The sequence below is a fragment of the Arthrobacter sp. Soil782 genome (assembly GCF_001428435.1).
GTDB lineage: Bacteria > Actinomycetota > Actinomycetes > Actinomycetales > Micrococcaceae > Arthrobacter_D > Arthrobacter_D parietis.
Genome location: NZ_LMSO01000001.1, coordinates 699020 through 717002 on the forward strand (window position 1 = coordinate 699020; position 17983 = coordinate 717002).

Consider the following 17983-nt stretch of genomic DNA (forward strand, 5'->3'; position numbering starts at 1 on the left):
ACGGTCCCAGCTAGAAAGCTGGGAAGAAGTTTCACACCCGAACGATACGAGGAGAACATGACTGACGCAGCGGCACCAACCATAGAGCTCCTCAGCGGTGCATCCATTCCGGTGCTCGGTCTCGGCACCTGGCCGCTTGATGATGAGGAGGCGGCCACCGCCGTCGAGCATGCAGTGTCCGTCGGGTATCGCCTCTTCGACACCGCGGAGAACTACGGCAATGAGGCCGGGGTCGGGGAAGGAATCCGGCGGTCCGGTATTGAACGGGACCAGGTCTTCATCACTACCAAATTCAACAAGCAGTGGCACAGCGTGGACGGCGTCCGGAAGGCCTTCGAGCAGAGCGCGGCCCGGCTGGGCGTCGATTACATCGACCTGCTGCTGGTGCACTGGCCCAACCCGGAGCAGGAACGCTACGTGGACGCGGTCAAAGGACTCGCCGGGTTGCGGGAGGAAGGCCTGATCCGGGCCTTCGGCGTCTCCAACTTCAAGCCCGCCCATCTGGAGCGGGTCCTCGACGCGGGTCTCGTTCCGGAGGTCAACCAGATCCAGCTCGACCCGCGCCACACGCGGCCGGACTCAAGGCACTTTCACTCGAAGCACGGGATTGTGACCGAGTCATGGAGCCCGTTGGGCAAGGGCAGTGACCTGCTGCAGAGTACCGCCGTGGATCAGCTTGCGGACAAGTACGGCATGACTCCGGCGCAGATTGTGCTGCGCTGGCACATTCAGCTGGGACTGGTAGCTATCCCGAAGTCCGCCAACCCGCTGCGCATCAAGCAGAACATCAACCTGTTCGGGTTCGAACTTACTCAGGAGGAAGTCGAGTTCCTCTCGGCTCTGGACACCGGCGAGGGCGACATCACGGACTCCGACTCCTTCGGCCACTAGCGTTCAACCGGAAGTTTTGTGCACCTCCGGTGACTTCCGTCGAAGTGGAGTCACCGGAGGTGCACAAAACTTCAGGGCCAGAGGAGCTCGCGCCGCCAGCCCTCGCCGCTGCGCACGTAGAGCAGGCGGGTATGGCGTCGCTCCGGGTCCGCCTGCCAAAACTCCACCCGCTCAGGTGCCACCGTGTAGACAGTCCACGTTGCAGAGCCCTTGTCCTCGATCCCTTCCAGTTCGCGTTCGACGGCGGCGCTCACGGACTCTGAAGGCCGGATAGTTGCGCTTTGCGCGCCGGCGAGCACCAGGGCACGTGCGCCGGGATGACGACGGCGGAAGTCGGCGTCGTTCTCTGCCGCCGTTCCTGGCGTCACGGTGCCACTGACGCGGACCTGCCTGCCGACTGACTGCCAGAAGAAAGTCAGGGCGGCATGCGGTGTATTCCGCAGCTGTCGGCCTTTCGGGCTTTCGCTGCTGGTCGCGAAGGAAAAGCCGCGCTGGTCGAGGTCCTTGAGGATGACAACGCGGGCGGCGGGATGGCCGTCGTCGTCGGTCGTTGAAACGGTGACTGCGTGCGGAGCGGGGACTCCGCCGTCGATCGCGGCGCTGAGCCAGTCGGTGAACAGGTCCAGCGGAGAATTCGGGGCGGCAGCAGTGTCGAATGAGGCCATGTCTGTGGGGAAGACGGGCAGTCCGCGCAGCAGGTTCTGGACGGGTGTGTACATGGTGGCCAGCCTACGCCCGGCGCGTTCGCAGCCCTGCAGGGATCGGGCCGCGTTGCTAACCTCGAAGGATGTCATTCCAGGACCCGGAGAACGAAGACCATCACGTCGGCACCCGAGACCTTACCCGGTGGACTACCCCACTCGGCCGGTTTCTGGTTACGTGCGTCCGGGGAGTGGCGCAGTGGATCGGGCCGCGCTGGGCGCTGTTGCTGCTGCTCGTGGTGGGCATCGGCGCTGCTGTGTCCCTCACGGTCGCGTCAGCGGAGGTTTACGAGGCGGTGGCGGAGGAGGACGGAATCGCCGCCCTGGACCGGCCTGCACTCAACGCCGCGCTTGAGCTGCGCGAGCCCTGGCTCAATGGTGCGGCCACAGCGTTTACCCATCTGGGCGGACCAATCGGTATGCCCATCCTTGCTATCTGTGCAGTACTCGCGCTGACCCTGGTTCGCCGTTCCGTCACGCCTCTGATTCTCATGGTTGTCGCCGCGGGAGGTTCCCTGCTGATGACGGTCCTCGGCAAGGATGCCGTCGGGCGGTTGCGGCCCGACCTCCAATACGCGGTGCCGCCGTTCGAGATGTCACCGTCATTCCCCAGCGGTCACACCCTGAACGCAGTCGTCATTTCGGGGATCACCGCGTACCTGCTGGTGCTGCGCCAGCATTCAAAGCGGGCGCGGGCGCTGACCATTACTGCCGCCGTCCTCTTTGCGTTCATCATGGGACTCACCCGTGTCTACCTGGGGCACCACTGGGTCACCGATGTCGCCGTGGCGTGGACGCTGGGACTGGCGTGGCTCGCGCTCGTCATCACGGCGCACCGCCTGTTGCTGACGTTCCGCAACTATCGGCGGGAGCGGCGGGCGTAGTTCAGTCGCGACGCTGCGACTCCGCCTCCAGCCGGTCCGCCATCAGCCGGGTGTCGGTACCGTTGGCCCGACTGGCCAGCGCAGCAGCGCCGCCACTGGTCCGCCGTCGAGCGCGCCGGAGGGGAACAGCGCCACTTCGGCGTCGGTCAGGACCGCAGCACGCAACAACGACTACGGCGCCGGCACCTCCCCCAGCACGGTGGCACCGGCGGTTTCACCGTCGATCTCGGCGGTCCACGGCTCAGACCCAAGGGCCAGCAACCGGTGACCGTTGAGGCCCCGGCTTTCGAGGAAGAGCGTGTCGACCTGCGCCTGCTGCAGCGCATGCACCACCGAGCCGATGCCCTCGGTCGACTCCGGGTTGGCACGTCCCTTCTGGTTGTTCAGCCGCTCCAGCAGCTGGGCCTGCCGGCGCGCGATGCATTCGGCTACCCGCTTGTTGATTTCCTGTGCATACGCTTCCTTGTCAGCCCCCTCGGTGCGGCTGTGGCTTTCGACGACGGTGAGGATGTCCTTGGACTGCTCGCTCAGCTGTTCGGCGACGAGGTTGCGGGCACGGATGTCCCCTGCAACGACCAAAAGCCTCGCGCGGCAGCTGCGGACAACCTTGTCGATCTCACCGGCGATGTCAGCGGCGTTCGCCTTCCAGATGTTCTCGGTGCGGTGCTGGTAGCGACCCTGCGACCAGCCGCCGCTCGGGACCTTCTTGAGGTTCTCCGTATCTCCCTCGATGTGAGTCATGCTGTCATCCTGCAGGCCGTTCGCGCGGCGCAGGTGAATCTCACCGCCGTCGCGGCCTACTTCAGCCACAACGTAAGCGAAGTCGTCCGGACGGTGCCACAGCAGCGGGCACAGGTTCGGCACTTCGTTGACCGAGGTGAACTCGGGCAGCGCGAGCGGGCCGGGTAGAAACTCATCCAGTTCCACCGAACCGTTCGCCACCACGATCAGCCTCGCCACGGGATCCGGCAGGCCCTTCGCGGATCGGCGGAGCGCCTCCGCGACGGCCTTGCGGTCGTCCTTGGTGGCCCCTGCCTCCTCAAGTGCCGAGGCGATGTTCTCGGGCCGGACGTCGTCGGCATGAAGCGAATCGACATTCCCGGTGCTCGCATCCGTGTAGATGGTTACCCAGGGCCCGGGCTTCCGATAGACATCTGCAAGCGTGTGCAGGGTGTTGGTCACTGCGCCTCCTCATTGATAGCGTTACCGTCGGGTCTATCACTCTCTGAGCTCGAATAAAAGACCTTCCAGCTGAGCAGGGCAGAAGATGCTAACCAGGCGAAAAGATCCCGCACGCTACGCGGACCGCGGGGATGCCGGGCACTCCCTCGTGGCCGGGTTACGGCCCATCTTTGCCGCCGTTGAACCGCTCATCCTTGCCCTTCCACGCGGCGGCGTTCCGGTCGCTGCAGTCGTGACCGAGGCGCTTGGGGCACCGCTCGACGTCGTGATGGTGCGCAAGGTGGGCGTCCCTGAGTTTCCTGAACTGGCAATGGGCGCGGTTGCTTCGATTGGCGGCACCATCGAAACCGTCCGAAATGCGAAGGTGCTGGCCGATGTCAGGAATGCAGACGCGGTATTCGCACGGGTCGCGGAGCGTGAGCAGGAAGAACTCGTGCGTCGCGAACGGCTGTACCGGGAGGGGCTGGGCCCGTTGGAGGTCAGCGGGGCAACGGTGGTGATCATTGACGACGGCGTTGCCACTGGGGCCACAATGCTCGCAGCCATTGCGGCGCTCCGGAAAGCCGGCGCCAGCCGGATCGTTGCGGCCGCGCCCGTCTTCCTTGGTTCCGCCGCGGCAACGATCCAGGCGTCGGTTGACGATTTGGTGAACCCCTGGTCTGCGCCCGATCTGCCCGCCGTCGGCAGCGCCTACCGCAGCTTCGATCAGGTTCCGGACGCGGAGGTTCGGCGGTTGTTGCGGGACGTGCGCGGGCGTAGTTTGGGAACCATGACCGATTACTCAGATCTCCCCGAGTCCTACCGCGCGTACCTCGCAGGACTCGACGACAGCACGGCCGCGGCTCTCATGCCCGTCCTCAAGCAGTCCGTGGCCGGAGGCGAGCACGGTGTCCTGATCACTACCGGCCTCGGCCCTGACACACAGGCCGAAGTCTCCTCCGAAGTGCCCTTCGGCGAGGTCCGCGAGACAGTCCGGTAGCCGGTGTTTTCTGATGACGGCGGGCCCACCTCCGGCACGCTGATCTCCAGCGGACCGCTCACACGGTACCGCCTCGCTCCGAACCCAGGGCCGATGAGCCTCGACGGGACCAACTCCTACGTCATTTCGGCGCCCGATTCGCGGGCCGTGGTAGTGGTTGACCCCGGCCCACTGGACGAGGCCCACCTTGCGGCGCTGCAGTCCTGCGGGCCGGTGGAGCTGGTGCTCATCACCCACCATCACCGGGATCACACGGAGGCTAGCGCCCGTTTTCATGAGCTGACCGGGGCACCGGTTCGCGCCTTCGATTCTGCCTACTGTCACGGCGGAAACTCGCTGGCTGACGGCGAGGTTCTTTCCGCCGCCGGTGTGCGGATCAACGTCCTCGCTACTCCCGGGCACACCGCGGATTCGGGGTGCTTCCACCTGCCCGACGACGGGCCCAACGGCTCCGTCCTGACGGGGGACACCATCCTCGGCCGCGGCACCACCGTGCTGAGCTACCCCGACGGCACGCTCGGGGACTACCTCCGGTCCCTGGACGTGCTCGAATCTTTGGGCGCCTCCGCAGTCCTGCCGGCGCACGGACCGACCCTCCCGAACCTCGGGGACGTTGTCCGCGCGTACCGGACGCATCGTTTGGAGCGGCTTGATCAGGTGCGCGCTGCGCTCCTGACGCTTGGTCTCACAGCTGACCGGGCCGACGTCGGCTCCGTCACCGACCGGGTGTATGCCGATGTTGGCCCTTCGGTGCGCCGCGCGGCCGAGCAGTCGGTTGCTGCGCAGTTGCACTATCTGCGTGAGGAGCGTTCCTCCTGACCTGGCGGAACGACGAGCCTCTCTGCTGGGCATGACTTCTCCTCCTGGCGTGCCGGCGGAAGCGAGCGTATCCCCCGCCGCTCGGACGCTCAATGGACCAGAATGTTCCCATGGCCACTCTCTTGCCGCGTGATCCCGCGGTCGTTGCTCCCGGTGCCGTGCACGTTCCGGACTGGCTGAGCCTGGACCGCCAGCGGGAGCTCATCGGCGCATGCCGCGAGTGGGCTGCCGGACCCGTGCCCATGCGGCACACCCGGATGCCGAATGGTTCCAGGATGTCGGTCCAGACGGTGTGCCTCGGGTGGCATTGGGTTCCCTACCGCTACACCAAAACAGCCGACGACGTCGGCGGCGGGCAGGTCGCAGAGTTCCCCTCGTGGCTGGCTAGGTTGGGGCGGGACGCCGTCGAGGCCGCCTACGGGAAACGCGACGAGTCGTATGAACCCGACGCCGCGCTGATCAACTTCTACGACGCCGCAGCGAAGATGGGTATGCATCAGGACAAGGAGGAGAAGTCCCTTGAGCCTGTGGTGTCCCTGAGCATCGGGGACAGCTGCGTCTTCCGGTTCGGTAACCCCGAGAATCGGAACAAGCCGTGGACCGATGTGCAGCTGGAGTCAGGTGACCTGTTTGTGTTTGGCGGCGAGTCGCGGCTGGCGTACCACGGCGTGATGAAGACGTTTCCGGGAACGGCCGATCCGGTACTGGGACTGGACGGCCGGCTGAACATCACGCTGCGGGTGACGGGCTTGGCCCCGTGACGCTGGTCGTCCCAGCCACTCAAGCGCAAAATGCCGGCCGAGGGGCTGGAAAGAGCTAGTTGAGCAGCCCTCGCAGGTAAGCCGCCTGTCCCGCGTGCTGCAGGCAGTCCTCGATGACGCTGACCAGCCGCACTCGAAGGGTGACCGGTGGGTCCCAGGACGTATCAATGATGCGGTCCAGATCCGTTTCACCAAGGTTTCCGACGAATTTCATACTGCGAACGTGTACGGCGCGATGATACTCAACGAGCAGTTCGGCAGAGTCGACACGGACCTTGTCCACGTCATCGGACGCGTGCCCGTAGCCGGTGTCCTCTTTCGGCAGGTCGAGGCCGAACTTCTCCGCCCAGCCGTCGGCGAGCCACAATTCGTCGCGATCAGCGGCGTCGGCCAGGTGGTTGTCCTGCACCCGGGTGAGGTGCCAGATCAGCCAGGCGACGCTGTTCCCGGGCGAGCCCGAACTGTCGCCAAGCGTTGGCCGGTAGGCCAGTTGTCCGGCGTCGAGCCCGTCCACCGCCCGGGACACCGCGTCAGGGATTCGCCCGAAGGCCTCAACAAGCACGTCGCTTCCACTCATGCGCCCAGCCTAGTGACACGCAGAAGCGCCGGAAAGGTGCAGGATCGTGGTGACGACACCATGATCGTGCACATTCCCGGCGCTTTTGCCCTAGCGAGGCCGGGAACTTAGAGGTACGGCTCCACGAGGGACTCGTACCGGGCCTTCACCGTCGCCAGCACCGAAGCGGCCGGCGCATCCCAGATCTCCTGGTTGAAGATCTCCACCTCGACGGGTCCTGCATATCCGGTCGCAGCAAGCCAGCGGGTGATCGTCTCGAAGTCGATGTAACCGTCACCCATGTACCCGCGGGACAACAGTGCGTCGGCAGCGATCGGAAGATTCCAGTCGCACACCTGGTAGGACGCGATACGCCCCTCGGCACCGGCGCGCTGGATCGAGGACTCGAGCGCAGGGTCCCACCACACGTGGAAGGTATCGACGACAACGCCGACGGTCTCTGCCGGGAACGGCGCCGCAAGGTTTAGGGCCTGGTCCAGCGTCGAGAGCACCGCGCGGTCCGCCGCATACATCGGGTGCAGCGGCTCGAGAACCAGGCGGACGTCATGCTCCTGCGCCACCGGAACCAGTTCGGCAATGCGGTCGGCGACGCGCTGGCGGGCAGCGGTGACGTCCTTCGCGCCTGGCGCCGAAGGATCGACGGCGGTGCCACCGATGAGCGAAGCAGCAGCGGGCAGTCCACCCACCACCATGATCAGCTCACGGGTGCCCAGCGTTGCCGCTTCGACGATCGCCTGCGTGTTGTCGGCTAGCGCTGCCGCCTGACCTGCTTCATCGGCGGCGGTCAGGAACCCGCCGCGGCACAGGCTTGAGACGGACAGTCCGGCTTCGGAAACGAGCCGCGCGGCCTTATCCAGACCGGCCTCCGCAACCCGGTCCCGCCAGAGCCCGATGTGCGTCAGCCCGGCGTCGGCGGACAGGGCAACCGCCTCCGCCAGGGTGATGTTCTTGGTGGTCGCCGTGTTCAGCGAGAGGCGGCTCATGCACCCACCCCATAGCTCGCGAGCAGCCATTCGAACCGGTGCGCGGCGACGTCCGGATCAGCCAGCAGCCCGGCCTTGTCGGCGAGGCGGAACGTGTCAGCCAGGTGCAAAACGGACCGGCCGGAGTGCAGGCCTCCCACCATCTGGAAGCCGGGCTGGTGCCCGTTGACCCAGGACAGGAACGCAACCCCGGTCTTGTAATAGAACGTCGGCGCACTGAAGATGTGCTTCCCGAGATCCCGGGTGGAGTCGAGGATGGCCCGTCCGCGGTGAGCTTCGCCGTCGTCGTACGCCTGCAGGGCTGCCGACGCGGCAGGGTAGATCGCCGCGAAGATGCCCAGCAGCGCATCCGAGTAATGCGTTCCGTCGCCGTGGATGAGCTCCGGGTAGTTGAAGTCATCGCCGGTGTAGAGCCGGACGCTGGCCGGGAGGGCTGCACGCAGGGCGGTCTCGTGCGAGGCATCGAGCAGGGACACCTTGACGCCGTCCACCTTCTCGGGCTGCGCGCGGATGAGGTCCAGGAAGATGTCGGTCGCAGCGGAAACGTCATTGCTGCCCCAGTAGCCGTCCAGCGCCGGATCGAACATCGTGCCGAGCCAGTGCAGGATCACAGGCTCGTCCGCCTCGGCCAGCAGGATCCCGTACACGTACTGGTAGTCCGCGGGGCTCTGCGCTACGGCTGCGAGCGCGCGGGACGCCATGAGGATGACCTTCGCGCCGGCGTCGGACACTACCTTGATCTGCTCGCGGTAGGCCTCGACGACGGCGTTCAGCCCGGCCCGCCCGGACGGCAGGTCCGCGATGGAGAGCTGATCGGTGCCAGCACCGCAGGCAAGCAGGTCCCGGACCGTCTTGCCGCGCGTAGCGTCCGCATTCGAACCGACGACGGCGGCAGCCTCCGCGCCGGAGCGGCGGATCAGTTCCTGCGTGGCCGGCCAGTCCAGGCCCATGCCCCGCTGCGCGGTGTCCATGGCGTCGGCGATGCCGAGCCCGTAGGACCAGAGTTCCCGGCGGTAGGCGAGCGTGGTGTCCCAGTCGAGGACCGCGGGCGCACCGGGAGTGTTGTCCGCGGTGACCTCAGGAATAACGTGTGCAGCCGCGTACGCGTGCCGGGCGGTGAGCGGTGCCATCGGCTTGGCCCATTCCCGGGCGGGTGCGAGTTCGTAGCGCTCCAGCGAACCGGCCGCAGTGGGGAGGTAGAGCGAGGTCATAGCGTGATCTCCGGGATGTCGAGGGTGCGGCGCTCAGCGGAGGACTGCAGGCCGAGCTCCGCGAGCTGGACGCCGCGGGCTGCGGACAGCAAACCGAAGCGGTGCTCGCGGCCGGCGGAGACGTCGCGGAGGAACTCTTCCCACTGCAGCTTGAAGCCGTTATCCAGCTCGGCGTTCGCGGGTACTTCCTGCCACTGGTCACGGAAGGACTCCGTGACGGGCAGGTCCGGGTTCCACACCGGCTTGGGGGTGTGGGCTCGCTGCTGGGCAACGCACTTGTTGAGCCCGGCGACGGCTGAGCCGTGTGTGCCGTCGATCTGGAACTCAACCAGTTCGTCCCGGTAGACGCGGACAGCCCAGGAGGAGTTGATCTGCGCAAGCACAGGATCCCCCGCAGGTGTCTCCAGTTCGAAGATTCCGTACGCGGCGTCGTCGGCGGTTGCCTTGTATTCCTTGCCCTGCTCATCCCAGCGGGCGGGGATGTGGGTGACGGTGTTGGCGTTGACGGTCTTGACCTTGCCGATGATGCCCTCGAGCACGTAGTTCCAGTGGCAGAACATGTCCGTGGTCATGCCGCCGCCGTCTTCCTTGCGGTAGTTCCACGAGGGGCGCTGGGCCGCCTGGTGGTCACCCTCGAAGACCCAGTAGCCGAACTCGCCGCGCAGGGAGAGGATACGGCCGAAGAAGCCTTCATCCACCAGGCGGCGCAGCTTCACCAGACCGGGCAGGTACAGCTTGTCGTGGACAACGCCGGCGGTAACCCCGGCTTCCTGGGCGATCTGCGCCAGCTCTACGGCCTCGGCGAGGGTCTCCGCCGTGGGCTTCTCGGTGTAGATGTGTTTGCCGGCGGCCATGGCCTTCTTGAGGGTCGCGGCGCGCAGCGAGGTCATGGAGGCATCGAAAACGACATCAACGGTGGGGTCCGCAATGATCCCGTCCAGGTCCGTGGTCCAGTGCTCAACCTTGTGCTGCTGGGCCAGGTCGCGGATCTTCGCTTCGTTGCGTCCTACGAGGATGGGCTCAACCTGCACCTTTGACCCGTCCGCAAGGGTGACGCCACCCTGCTCGCGGATGGGCAGGATCGAGCGCAGCAGGTGCTGCCGGTACCCCATCCGGCCGGTGATGCCATTCATCGCGATGCGGATGGTCTTGGTCTCAGTCACGTTTACTCCCGAAGAGGAAAGAATGTTGATGGAAAGCGCTTTCCAATATAGGGTAGTGATCGAGACCACGTCAACCCCTCCCCGCTGAGTGAGCTTCCGACCGCACCAGAGGTCGCTATCCACGCAGGCAGCGGAAGGCAGAAACCATTCGAAGGAGCCCGGTGGCCGCTGTAACCCTGTCCGGTGTGGCCAGCCATGCCGGAGTTTCCCTGGCCACGGCATCCCGCGTGCTGAACGGCTCCTCCCGGCGTCCGGCGGAGGAGATCGCCGAACGGGTCCGCGCCGCCGCTCTCGAACTCGGGTACGTACCCAACGCGCAGGCCCAGGCCCTCGCGCGCTCCTCCACCGGCCTGGTTGGCCTCGTTGTGCACGACATCTCAGACCCCTACTTCTCCTCCATTGCCCGCGGCGTCCAGCACGCGGCGCGGCACTATCGGCGCCAGGTCCTGCTGGCCAGCACCGATCCTTCGGAAAGCGCGGAGCACGACGCCGTCAGCGCCTTCGCCTCCCATCGCACCGATGCCATCATCCTGGCCGGCTCCCGCCGCGCACAGGCAGATCCCGAGCTTGAGCACGAGCTGGCCCGGTACCAGCAGAACGGCGGGCGCGTCGTGACCATCGGCGGCTCCCCCGGCTCTGGACTGACCGTACCGGTGGGCAATGCCGACGGCGCGGCGGACCTCGTAGCTTCACTCGTCTCGCTTGGAGTCACGCGGTTCGCCATCCTGGCCGGGCCCACCGAACTGAATACCGCACGGGACCGCGTCTCCGGCTTCACCCGCGCACTGAAGGCAGCAGGGCTGGAGCCTGCCGCCGTCGTCGTCAGTGGGTTCGACCGTGAGGGCGGCTTCGACGCCGCACAACGCTGCTGGGACCAACTTAAGGGGGAACGCGGCGTCTGCCTGCTGGCGGTGAATGACGTGATGGCAATCGGCGCGATCGCCGGCCTGCGCGCCCTGGGCGTTTCGGTCCCCGCGGATGCCCTGGTGACCGGCTTCGATGACATCCCTACCCTGCGCGACTACTTCCCCGCGCTGACCACCGTGCACCTACCTCTCGAGCAGCTGGGTGAAGAGGCGGCGAACCTTGCACTGGATCCTGACAAGGCGCCTCCAGCACCGATCCCCGGAGAAGTCATCATCCGCGAATCCGCAGGAGCTTAGCCCGGCGCCATGAGAATCCTGATAGCACCGGACAAATTCAAGGGCACGCTGACCGGAGCCGAAGCCGCCGAAGCGATGGCCGCCGGCGTCCGCCGCGTACTGCCGGATGCGCGCCTCACCCTGCAGCCCATCGCGGACGGCGGTGAGGGAACCCTCGAGGCCGTCCTCGCTGCCGGAGGCGACAGGCGGCAGACCAGGGTCCGCGGACCGCTGGCCGACTGGGTGGACGCCCCCTGGGCGCTCACCGGTTCCACTGCCGTTATCGAGACGGCCCGTGCAAGTGGGCTCGAGTTCATCACGCCCAGCGAAACCACGGCCGCTTCGGCCCACTGCTACGGCAGCGGTGAGCTGCTGACTGCTGCTCTCGATGCCGGCGCCACGGAGATTGTGCTGGGCGTGGGCGGGTCGGCGATGACCGACGGCGGCTCGGGCGCCCTGCGTGCCCTGGGGGCGAAAATCCTTGACGACGACGGCGGGGAACTTCCGCTGGGCGGGCTGGCCCTGGCACGCGCGGCGGCCCTGGACCTCTCCGGCCTGGATCCCCGTCTTTACCGTGTCCGGCTGCGGATCGCGGTCGACGTACAGAATCCGCTCTTCGGGCCCGACGGCGCTGCGCACGTGTTCGGCGCGCAGAAGGGAGCCGACGCCGGCCTCCGCGCGGAGCTCGACGCCGCACTGACCCGGTGGGCACAACTTTTGGAAAACACCACGGGGGTTGACGTTCAGCAGCCCGGCGCAGGAGCCGCCGGCGGGTTCCCTGCCGCCTTCCTGGCTTGCTCGAAAGCCTCGCTGGAGCCCGGCTTCGAGCTGGTTGCCGGCCTCACCGGGCTGGACGAAAAGCTCGCTCACGCTGATGTGGTGCTCACCGGTGAAGGTTCACTCGACGCGCAATCGCAATTCGGAAAGGCTCCGCTCGGGTTGGCGGACCGCGCACGGGATCTCGGCCTGCCGGTGCTTGCTGTTGCCGGGCGCATCACGCTGTCCGACGCCGATCTGGCAGCCCACGGAGTAGTGCAGGCTCGTAGTTTGGCGGACACCGCCCCTTCGATTGCGGCCGCCATGGAGGGCGCAGCAGGGTACGCGGCTGACGCTTCCGAAGCTGTCCTGAGGGCACTCCTCTCAATTCCTGAGGCTTGACAGCTACCTTTCCCGCCCTGCACGGTTGATTCCATAGCAATCATAAGTAAGCTGATGATTAGATGGATAAATGAATCGACAGGGAAGGTGACAGCGCATGCCCGATCTTTCAGCCTGGTCGACAGGCCGGCTTCTCACGACAGCAGCGCGGCTCGTTGAGCAATCGTGGAACCAACGCCTGGCTGAACTGGACGTCACCCACGCCGGGTTCACTGCCCTGGCCGTACTGGCAGGTTACGGGCCGCTCCGGCAGGCGCAGCTCGCCGAACTGGTGCATGTGCAGGCTCAGACAATTGGGAAGACTCTCAATCGGCTTGAGGCCAAGGGGCATATTGAACGCACCCGGGGGAATGACGACCGCCGCAGCCAGACAGTCCGCATCACCGGAAAAGGTCTCGCGACGTTGGAGAAGGGCCGCGACATCGAGCGCACGCTGGTATCGGATGAGGCACTGTTGTCTCCCGAGCTACGCTCGCACCTGCGAGCCGCAATTGAGGAACTGGCGGAACCCCATCGTCAGGTCCGCGGGCGGAGTGGACTCCACGCAGTGGAGGATCAGTAGGGGAAGGTCAGTAGTCAGGACCCCTCGTCAGGCCCCGGAGAACCCGGCCTCTTTGTAGAAGCCCTCGATATGGTTCGCCACCATCTTTGCGGCGAGTGCGCCGTCGTCGTTCCTGATCGCATTGTGGATGTCGCGATGCTCGGCGCGGAGGCGGGCGGAGGTCGCCGCCCAGTCAGGCAGGGTGCGCGTCAGGCGGAGGGTGTAGCCCTCAATGGACTCCCTGAGCGAAGACATCATGGCGCCAATCAGCACGTTGCCGGCCGCGTCAGCCAGAGCAACGTGAAAAAGCGCATCGAGACGCAGGAATTCCTTCTCATCCGGAGCTGAAGACTCCATCGCCTCGAGGAGCGCCGCCGCATTCTCCATTGCGGGCGCTGCGGGCCTGGCATGGGCTGCAGCCCAGGTTTCCAGAAGCAGGCGCGTCTGGACGATGTCCTCGATCGGTAGGTGCGAGGTCGCCATGTGCAGGCGAAGTGCGGCGCCCAGCGCGGCACCGGGATTGGCAGTAATCACCGTCCCGGCACCCGGCCCGGAGCCGACGCCGGCCCGGACAATCCCCATTGCCTCCAGCACCCGTATCCCCTCGCGGGCCGATGCCCTGGAAATACCCAACTGTTCCGCCACCATGCGCTCACCCGGCAGCCGGTCCCCAACGGCAAGGTGCCCGGCCGCAAGCTGTTCCTCAAGCCATGACTGAACAAGCTGATGGGTGCGCATCAAACAAGGCTACCTTGCGTGGTCAGACCACATCGGGTTAGTGTGGTCGGACCACACGCCGACCCGAAGGTTTCCCATGTCCTACACGCCCGAAGCGCTGAAGCGCCGGATCCCCAAAGTTGCTGATCTGGCCCCTCTGATGCAGTTCAAGAAGCCGGAGTTCAGCCAAAGTGCCCGGTTGGGGCGTGCAAACACCATCGGCGATCTTCGAGCCATCGCCAAGCGGCGCACTCCCACTGCTCCCTTCGATTACACCGACGGCGCGGCGGAAGCGGAGATCACCCTGCGGCGGGCGCGCGAAGCGTTCCTTGACCTTGAGTTCCGCCCGGGGATCCTGAGGAACGTCGAGAAGGTGGATACCTCCGTCACGGTTTTGGGCAAGGAGTCTGCGCTGCCGTTCGGCATCGCACCCACCGGCTTCACCCGCATGATGCAGTCGGAGGGAGAATACGCAGGCTCCCAGGCAGCCGAAGCCGCCGGAATCCCCTACACCCTTTCCACCATGGGAACTGCATCCATCGAGGACGTGGCGCAGGCAGCGCCGTCGGGGCGCAACTGGTTCCAGCTGTACCTCTGGACGGATCGCGAGCGCTCCATGGAGCTCATCGAACGGGCAGCAGCGGCGGGCAATGACACGCTGATGGTCACCGTTGATACTGCGGTGGCCGGCGCCCGCCTGCGTGATGTGCGCAATGGCATGACGATCCCGCCGGCACTCACCGTCAAGACGGTCATCGACGCGTCCTACCGGCCGGCCTGGTGGTTCAACTTCCTGACTCACGAGCCGCTCGCGTTCGCCTCGCTCAACCGATACTCGGGCACCGTCGCTGACCTGATTAACTCAATGTTCGATCCCACTCTGACCTTTGATGACCTCGACTGGCTGCGCGAAGTGTGGAAGGGCAACCTCGTGGTCAAGGGCATTCAAACGCTCGACGACGCCAAAAAGGTGGTGGACCACGGTGCGGACGGGATTGTGCTCTCCAATCACGGCGGCCGACAACTGGACCGCGCCCCCATCCCCCTCCGGCTGCTTCCCGACGTCGCAGCCGAACTCAAAGGCAAGACGTCCATCATGCTCGATACCGGCATCATGAGCGGCGGCGACATCGTGGCCGCTCTCGCCCTCGGTGCGGACTTCACCCTCATCGGCCGGGCATACCTGTATGGACTCATGGCCGGAGGACGGGCAGGCGTAGACCGCACCATCACTATCCTGGCGAAGGAAATTACTCGCACCATGCAGCTGCTTGGGGTAACACGAGTAGAGGATCTAACACCGGATCACGTCCGGTTCCTTTGACTTCCTGTCGCCTGGTTGCCGCCTAATTCATTCAAAGCGGCAACCAGGCGACAAATACTTTCCCGGGGCTTACTATCATGAGAGGAACTCGCGGGGCGCGGGATCCGCGAGACCTGGGGGTCACATAAAATGAAGCGACGGCGGGTGTATTATCCGTTGAAATACAGGCGTGCCCGTACGGTAATTTACGCCGTCGCGCTCTTCTGGTTGTGGACGTGGCTCGGCAGCGCAGCTTTCATCGCCAGCCTGTTCAACTCCCCCATCCACGCCATCATCGCCATGTACGCGCTCTTCACCTTCATCCTGCTCTCTCTTCCCGTTTTCCTGCTGGCTCTTGCCCAGATGGCTTTGAACCGCCCGGTTGTTCCGGCAGAGGCCGCAGTCGTTGTCCGGCTCGATCCGCGCCGAACGGGCAACTCGGAGCGTACGCACACTGCCCGCACCGCTTCCTGATTTCATTTGCTTTTTACCTAATAATTAGGCTAGGCAATTATGAATTGCCTAGCATTTTTAACTCACTATTCCTCTTGCGGTTATCCTGCGGGAAAACTGAGCTTCCTTGGACAATCCTTTGCGAATTCCCGGCGATTTACCGGAGATAGCTAAACCTATACTTGGTGCGGGGCTTTTAGGGCTGATGGTCTCGAAACAGCCCGGGCGCCGTCGTAGGGGGACACGGCGGCGCCAGCCCCACCCCACACTCGTACCACCAAGGACTTCCATGCTTTCACTTCAGCGTTCTACAGCTGCGCTCACCGGCGTTTTGCTCCTGGCGGCAGGCCTTTCGGCCGGGGTACATCCGGCAGTGGCACAATCCGTCCAGCCCTCGCCGATTGCAACACAGGAGCCGGCTGTAACCTCACCTGCCGCAACCCAGGAACCGGTGCAGAGCCCGGTACCCCAGGATGTTTCACTCGCCGAATCCACGACCGGCGAGGTGGTGCCCGTTGAGGCGGTGCCGGCTGAGGTCGCGACTGTGGAGGAAGCGCCGGCCGAGGCCGCGGACATTCATGAGCTCTTCCCGGACGGGTTTCCCGCCCATCCCGACCACACTTTCGAGGGCCCGTTGGCAAAGGATGGTCGCTCGTTCACTTCCACGACTGAAGGGGCCGCGATGTCACCCCTCGGTGCGGGCGGAACGCTCTCGCGCGCAGGTGACATCAAGGTGCGGTTGGTGACCGTTGACCTGGCAGACAGCACCGCTACAGTTCCGCGCGCCACGGCTGAGAACTCGATCGCGGTCTCGAGTACCTACTGGAGGAGCATGTCGAACGGCCGGCTCTCCATGTCGGTCGCCTCACGGGTGTGGGACCATAAATCGGCCGCCAAGTCCACCGATTCCTATGACCAGATCATGAATAAGGTGACTTCGGAGCTTCGCTGGTCCTACAGCCCATACACGGCGCTGGTGGTCTTCATTCCAACGCCTTTGAAGGAGGGCTACCTCGGTTACGGCTGGAGCAGCAACGGAACCAGTGGCCGCATTCTGATGCCGCAGGTCAGCAACTTCACCACGAACGTCGTCACGCACGAGTTTGGGCACGTACTCGGCCTCATGCACTCCGACTCGCTGCAGTGCACGAGCGGCCAACCGGACACTGCAAGCTTCAGCTCGGGGTGCTCGATCCGGAGCTACGGCGACACGTCCGACCTCATGGGCATCTCCCGTTGGTTCGAAACTCCCGCTATCAGCTCGAGCTTCTGGGACTACGGTGGATTCGGACGCGGGGACGAAATCCGAAACGCCGGCGTGGCCTCCGGGAGCAAGACCTACACCCTTTACCCCTGGGCCGGTTCGGCCTCCAACCGGGCAGTCAAGTTCACGGATCCGAGGAGTGGCGAAACCTATTACCTCGAACTGCGTACCCCGGTCGGTTTTGACGCAGGAACCGCCATCCTGGGCAACCGTGGCGTCAAAATTGTGCAGAGCGGCGGGCTCACCGAAGCTTCATCACTGCTCCTGATGCCCTCAAGCAAGCCTTACTCGGGTTACTACGCAGAGAACACCGCGTGGCAGGCCGGCAGCACCTTCATGACGCACGCCGGGACCGCCGTCCGCATCAACTCCGTCTCCAACACTTCGGCTTCGGTCACCATCGACACCAACCCCTACCCTGCAGCCACCATCCCCTCCGCTACCTCGGGTGGCCGCACGGACATGAACCGGGACGGCAATCCGGACATCGTTGCACGCGACTCCGCTGGCCGACTCTGGATGTACCCGAGCACCGCCAGCGGCACTTTCGGGCGGAAGATGCAGATCGGCTCCGGCTGGAACATCATGAACATGATCCTCCTGCCGGGCGACTTCAGCGGTGACGGCATCCCCGATGTCCTGGCGCGCGACAAAGGGGGCCTGCTCTGGCTCTACGCAGGCACCGGAACCGGCGGAGTCAAGGCGGGAGTGCAGGTCGGAAGCGGCTGGAGCGGCATGACTGCTCTGGTCACACCGGGGGACTTCAGCGGTGACGGATTCCCTGACCTGCTCGCCCGTTCCGGCGACGGCGGACTTCATCTCTACCCCGGAAACGGCAGGGGCGGATGGGGCAGCAAGGCGAAGATAGGTCACGGCTGGAGCGGCATGACTGCGCTCCTGAGCACCGGAGACTTCAATGGTGACGGTAAGTCAGACCTCTTCGCCCGCGACTCAAGTGGTGCTCTGTACCTGTATCCGGGAAACGGCAGAGGCGGGTTCCTTCCGAAGTCGCAGCCCGGCCGTGGCTGGAACGGCATGACGGCGTTCGCCGGACCCGGACCATGGGGGTCGGATTCCAACGCTGACCTGCTTGCCCGCAACAGCAATGGCGACCTGTTCCTTTACAGCGGTAACGGATCCGGATCCTTCACCGGCGGTCAGAAGATCGGCCAGGGCTGGAACGGGATGTACATCGCGGAGTAGGCAGACCGCATCACGGTGAAAGGCCGCCGGTGTCGCTTTGACAGCGATACC

Annotated in this window: 18 protein-coding genes; 11 read left to right on the plus strand and 7 right to left on the minus strand. The window is 65.2% G+C overall.

The genetic code is table 11. From position 1 onward, the window contains the following. Nucleotides 1-57: 57 nt before the first annotated feature. A complete protein-coding gene (locus ASH00_RS03340) occupies nucleotides 58-891 on the plus strand; it encodes an aldo/keto reductase (protein WP_056544989.1) in 834 nt (277 codons plus the stop codon). A 71-nt stretch (nucleotides 892-962) separates the two neighbouring features. On the opposite strand, the gene ASH00_RS03345 is transcribed toward ASH00_RS03340, so the two are convergent. After that, a complete protein-coding gene (locus ASH00_RS03345; protein WP_056546575.1) occupies nucleotides 963-1610 on the minus strand; it encodes a pyridoxine/pyridoxamine 5'-phosphate oxidase in 648 nt (215 codons plus the stop codon). Between the two features lie 68 nt (nucleotides 1611-1678). Between ASH00_RS03345 and ASH00_RS03350 the strand changes: the two genes are divergently transcribed. Beyond that, nucleotides 1679-2476, plus strand: a complete 798-nt coding sequence (locus tag ASH00_RS03350) for a phosphatase PAP2 family protein (RefSeq protein ID WP_056544992.1) — start codon at nucleotides 1679-1681, stop codon at nucleotides 2474-2476. Nucleotides 2477-2647: 171 nt separating this feature from the next. On the opposite strand, the gene ASH00_RS03355 is transcribed toward ASH00_RS03350, so the two are convergent. Then, the gene (locus ASH00_RS03355; protein ID WP_235563139.1) at nucleotides 2648-3658 is read right to left on the minus strand and encodes a baeRF2 domain-containing protein; all 1011 of its coding nucleotides are present in this window, start codon (nucleotides 3656-3658) and stop codon (nucleotides 2648-2650) included. Between the two features lie 85 nt (nucleotides 3659-3743). Here ASH00_RS03355 and ASH00_RS03360 point away from each other — a divergent pair, with 85 nt between their 5' ends. From ASH00_RS03360 to ASH00_RS03370, 3 genes are all read left to right on the plus strand, one after another. Next, complete coding sequence (locus tag ASH00_RS03360; protein WP_056544994.1) at nucleotides 3744-4637, plus strand: phosphoribosyltransferase; 894 nt, start codon at nucleotides 3744-3746, stop codon at nucleotides 4635-4637. Between the two features lie 3 nt (nucleotides 4638-4640). Beyond that, on the plus strand, nucleotides 4641-5456 hold the full coding sequence (locus ASH00_RS03365; protein WP_056544997.1) for an MBL fold metallo-hydrolase: 816 nt from the start codon (nucleotides 4641-4643) through the stop codon (nucleotides 5454-5456). Between the two features lie 110 nt (nucleotides 5457-5566). Further along, nucleotides 5567-6217 (plus strand): alpha-ketoglutarate-dependent dioxygenase AlkB family protein, encoded by a 651-nt coding sequence (locus tag ASH00_RS03370; RefSeq protein WP_056546577.1) that lies wholly within the window; start codon nucleotides 5567-5569, stop codon nucleotides 6215-6217. A gap of 55 nt (nucleotides 6218-6272) precedes the next feature. Here the strand turns inward: ASH00_RS03370 and ASH00_RS03375 are convergent, their stop codons facing one another. From ASH00_RS03375 to ASH00_RS03390, 4 genes are all read right to left on the minus strand, one after another. Further along, nucleotides 6273-6794 (minus strand): mycothiol transferase, encoded by a 522-nt coding sequence (locus tag ASH00_RS03375; RefSeq protein WP_056544999.1) that lies wholly within the window; start codon nucleotides 6792-6794, stop codon nucleotides 6273-6275. A 107-nt stretch (nucleotides 6795-6901) separates the two neighbouring features. Further along, the gene (locus tag ASH00_RS03380; protein WP_056545001.1) at nucleotides 6902-7777 is read right to left on the minus strand and encodes a sugar phosphate isomerase/epimerase family protein; all 876 of its coding nucleotides are present in this window, start codon (nucleotides 7775-7777) and stop codon (nucleotides 6902-6904) included. Continuing rightward, the gene (locus ASH00_RS03385; RefSeq protein WP_056545003.1) at nucleotides 7774-8988 is read right to left on the minus strand and encodes a dihydrodipicolinate synthase family protein; all 1215 of its coding nucleotides are present in this window, start codon (nucleotides 8986-8988) and stop codon (nucleotides 7774-7776) included. Before ASH00_RS03385 ends, ASH00_RS03380 begins: the two co-directional genes overlap by 4 nt. Continuing rightward, a complete protein-coding gene (locus ASH00_RS03390) occupies nucleotides 8985-10121 on the minus strand; it encodes a Gfo/Idh/MocA family protein (protein WP_056546579.1) in 1137 nt (378 codons plus the stop codon). The genes ASH00_RS03385 and ASH00_RS03390 overlap by 4 nt, the downstream gene beginning before the upstream one ends. Before the next feature lie 191 nt (nucleotides 10122-10312). On the opposite strand from ASH00_RS03390, the gene ASH00_RS03395 reads away from it, so the two are divergent. The 3 genes from ASH00_RS03395 (at nucleotide 10313) to ASH00_RS03405 (ending at nucleotide 13013) form a co-directional block, all read left to right on the plus strand. Then, nucleotides 10313-11314 (plus strand): LacI family DNA-binding transcriptional regulator, encoded by a 1002-nt coding sequence (locus ASH00_RS03395; protein ID WP_056545005.1) that lies wholly within the window; start codon nucleotides 10313-10315, stop codon nucleotides 11312-11314. 9 nt (nucleotides 11315-11323) lie between these two features. Beyond that, complete coding sequence (locus ASH00_RS03400; RefSeq protein ID WP_056545013.1) at nucleotides 11324-12451, plus strand: glycerate kinase; 1128 nt, start codon at nucleotides 11324-11326, stop codon at nucleotides 12449-12451. Nucleotides 12452-12548: 97 nt separating this feature from the next. Beyond that, nucleotides 12549-13013: a MarR family winged helix-turn-helix transcriptional regulator gene (locus ASH00_RS03405; RefSeq protein WP_056545018.1), complete on the plus strand. Its 465-nt coding sequence runs from the start codon at nucleotides 12549-12551 to the stop codon at nucleotides 13011-13013. A 27-nt stretch (nucleotides 13014-13040) separates the two neighbouring features. On the opposite strand, the gene ASH00_RS03410 is transcribed toward ASH00_RS03405, so the two are convergent. Further along, complete coding sequence (locus ASH00_RS03410; RefSeq protein WP_056546582.1) at nucleotides 13041-13730, minus strand: FadR/GntR family transcriptional regulator; 690 nt, start codon at nucleotides 13728-13730, stop codon at nucleotides 13041-13043. Between the two features lie 76 nt (nucleotides 13731-13806). On the opposite strand from ASH00_RS03410, the gene ASH00_RS03415 reads away from it, so the two are divergent. The 3 genes from ASH00_RS03415 (at nucleotide 13807) to ASH00_RS03425 (ending at nucleotide 17932) form a co-directional block, all read left to right on the plus strand. Beyond that, on the plus strand, nucleotides 13807-15033 hold the full coding sequence (locus ASH00_RS03415; RefSeq protein WP_082565862.1) for an alpha-hydroxy acid oxidase: 1227 nt from the start codon (nucleotides 13807-13809) through the stop codon (nucleotides 15031-15033). A gap of 156 nt (nucleotides 15034-15189) precedes the next feature. Further along, nucleotides 15190-15486, plus strand: coding sequence for a hypothetical protein (locus ASH00_RS03420; protein ID WP_235563140.1), 297 nt, complete (start codon nucleotides 15190-15192; stop codon nucleotides 15484-15486). Nucleotides 15487-15754: 268 nt separating this feature from the next. Beyond that, entirely contained in the window at nucleotides 15755-17932 is a 2178-nt protein-coding gene (locus ASH00_RS03425) for an FG-GAP-like repeat-containing protein (protein ID WP_056545024.1), read from the plus strand. Nucleotides 17933-17983 lie beyond the last annotated feature (51 nt).

Bases quoted from the DNA above. Each gene is read 5' to 3' on its own strand.
- ASH00_RS03340 (WP_056544989.1), top strand. From the start codon at position 58: ATGACTGACGCAGCGGCACCAACCATAGAGCTCCTCAGCGGTGCATCC.
- ASH00_RS03345 (WP_056546575.1), bottom strand. From the start codon at position 1,610: ATGTACACACCCGTCCAGAACCTGCTGCGCGGACTGCCCGTCTTCCCC.
- ASH00_RS03350 (WP_056544992.1), top strand. From the start codon at position 1,679: ATGTCATTCCAGGACCCGGAGAACGAAGACCATCACGTCGGCACCCGA.
- ASH00_RS03360 (WP_056544994.1), top strand. From the start codon at position 3,744: ATGCTAACCAGGCGAAAAGATCCCGCACGCTACGCGGACCGCGGGGAT.
- ASH00_RS03370 (WP_056546577.1), top strand. From the start codon at position 5,567: ATGGCCACTCTCTTGCCGCGTGATCCCGCGGTCGTTGCTCCCGGTGCC.
- ASH00_RS03375 (WP_056544999.1), bottom strand. From the start codon at position 6,794: ATGAGTGGAAGCGACGTGCTTGTTGAGGCCTTCGGGCGAATCCCTGAC.
- ASH00_RS03380 (WP_056545001.1), bottom strand. From the start codon at position 7,777: ATGAGCCGCCTCTCGCTGAACACGGCGACCACCAAGAACATCACCCTG.
- ASH00_RS03385 (WP_056545003.1), bottom strand. From the start codon at position 8,988: ATGACCTCGCTCTACCTCCCCACTGCGGCCGGTTCGCTGGAGCGCTAC.
- ASH00_RS03390 (WP_056546579.1), bottom strand. From the start codon at position 10,121: ATGAATGGCATCACCGGCCGGATGGGGTACCGGCAGCACCTGCTGCGC.
- ASH00_RS03400 (WP_056545013.1), top strand. From the start codon at position 11,324: ATGAGAATCCTGATAGCACCGGACAAATTCAAGGGCACGCTGACCGGA.
- ASH00_RS03405 (WP_056545018.1), top strand. From the start codon at position 12,549: ATGCCCGATCTTTCAGCCTGGTCGACAGGCCGGCTTCTCACGACAGCA.
- ASH00_RS03410 (WP_056546582.1), bottom strand. From the start codon at position 13,730: ATGCGCACCCATCAGCTTGTTCAGTCATGGCTTGAGGAACAGCTTGCG.
- ASH00_RS03415 (WP_082565862.1), top strand. From the start codon at position 13,807: ATGTCCTACACGCCCGAAGCGCTGAAGCGCCGGATCCCCAAAGTTGCT.
- ASH00_RS03425 (WP_056545024.1), top strand. From the start codon at position 15,755: ATGCTTTCACTTCAGCGTTCTACAGCTGCGCTCACCGGCGTTTTGCTC.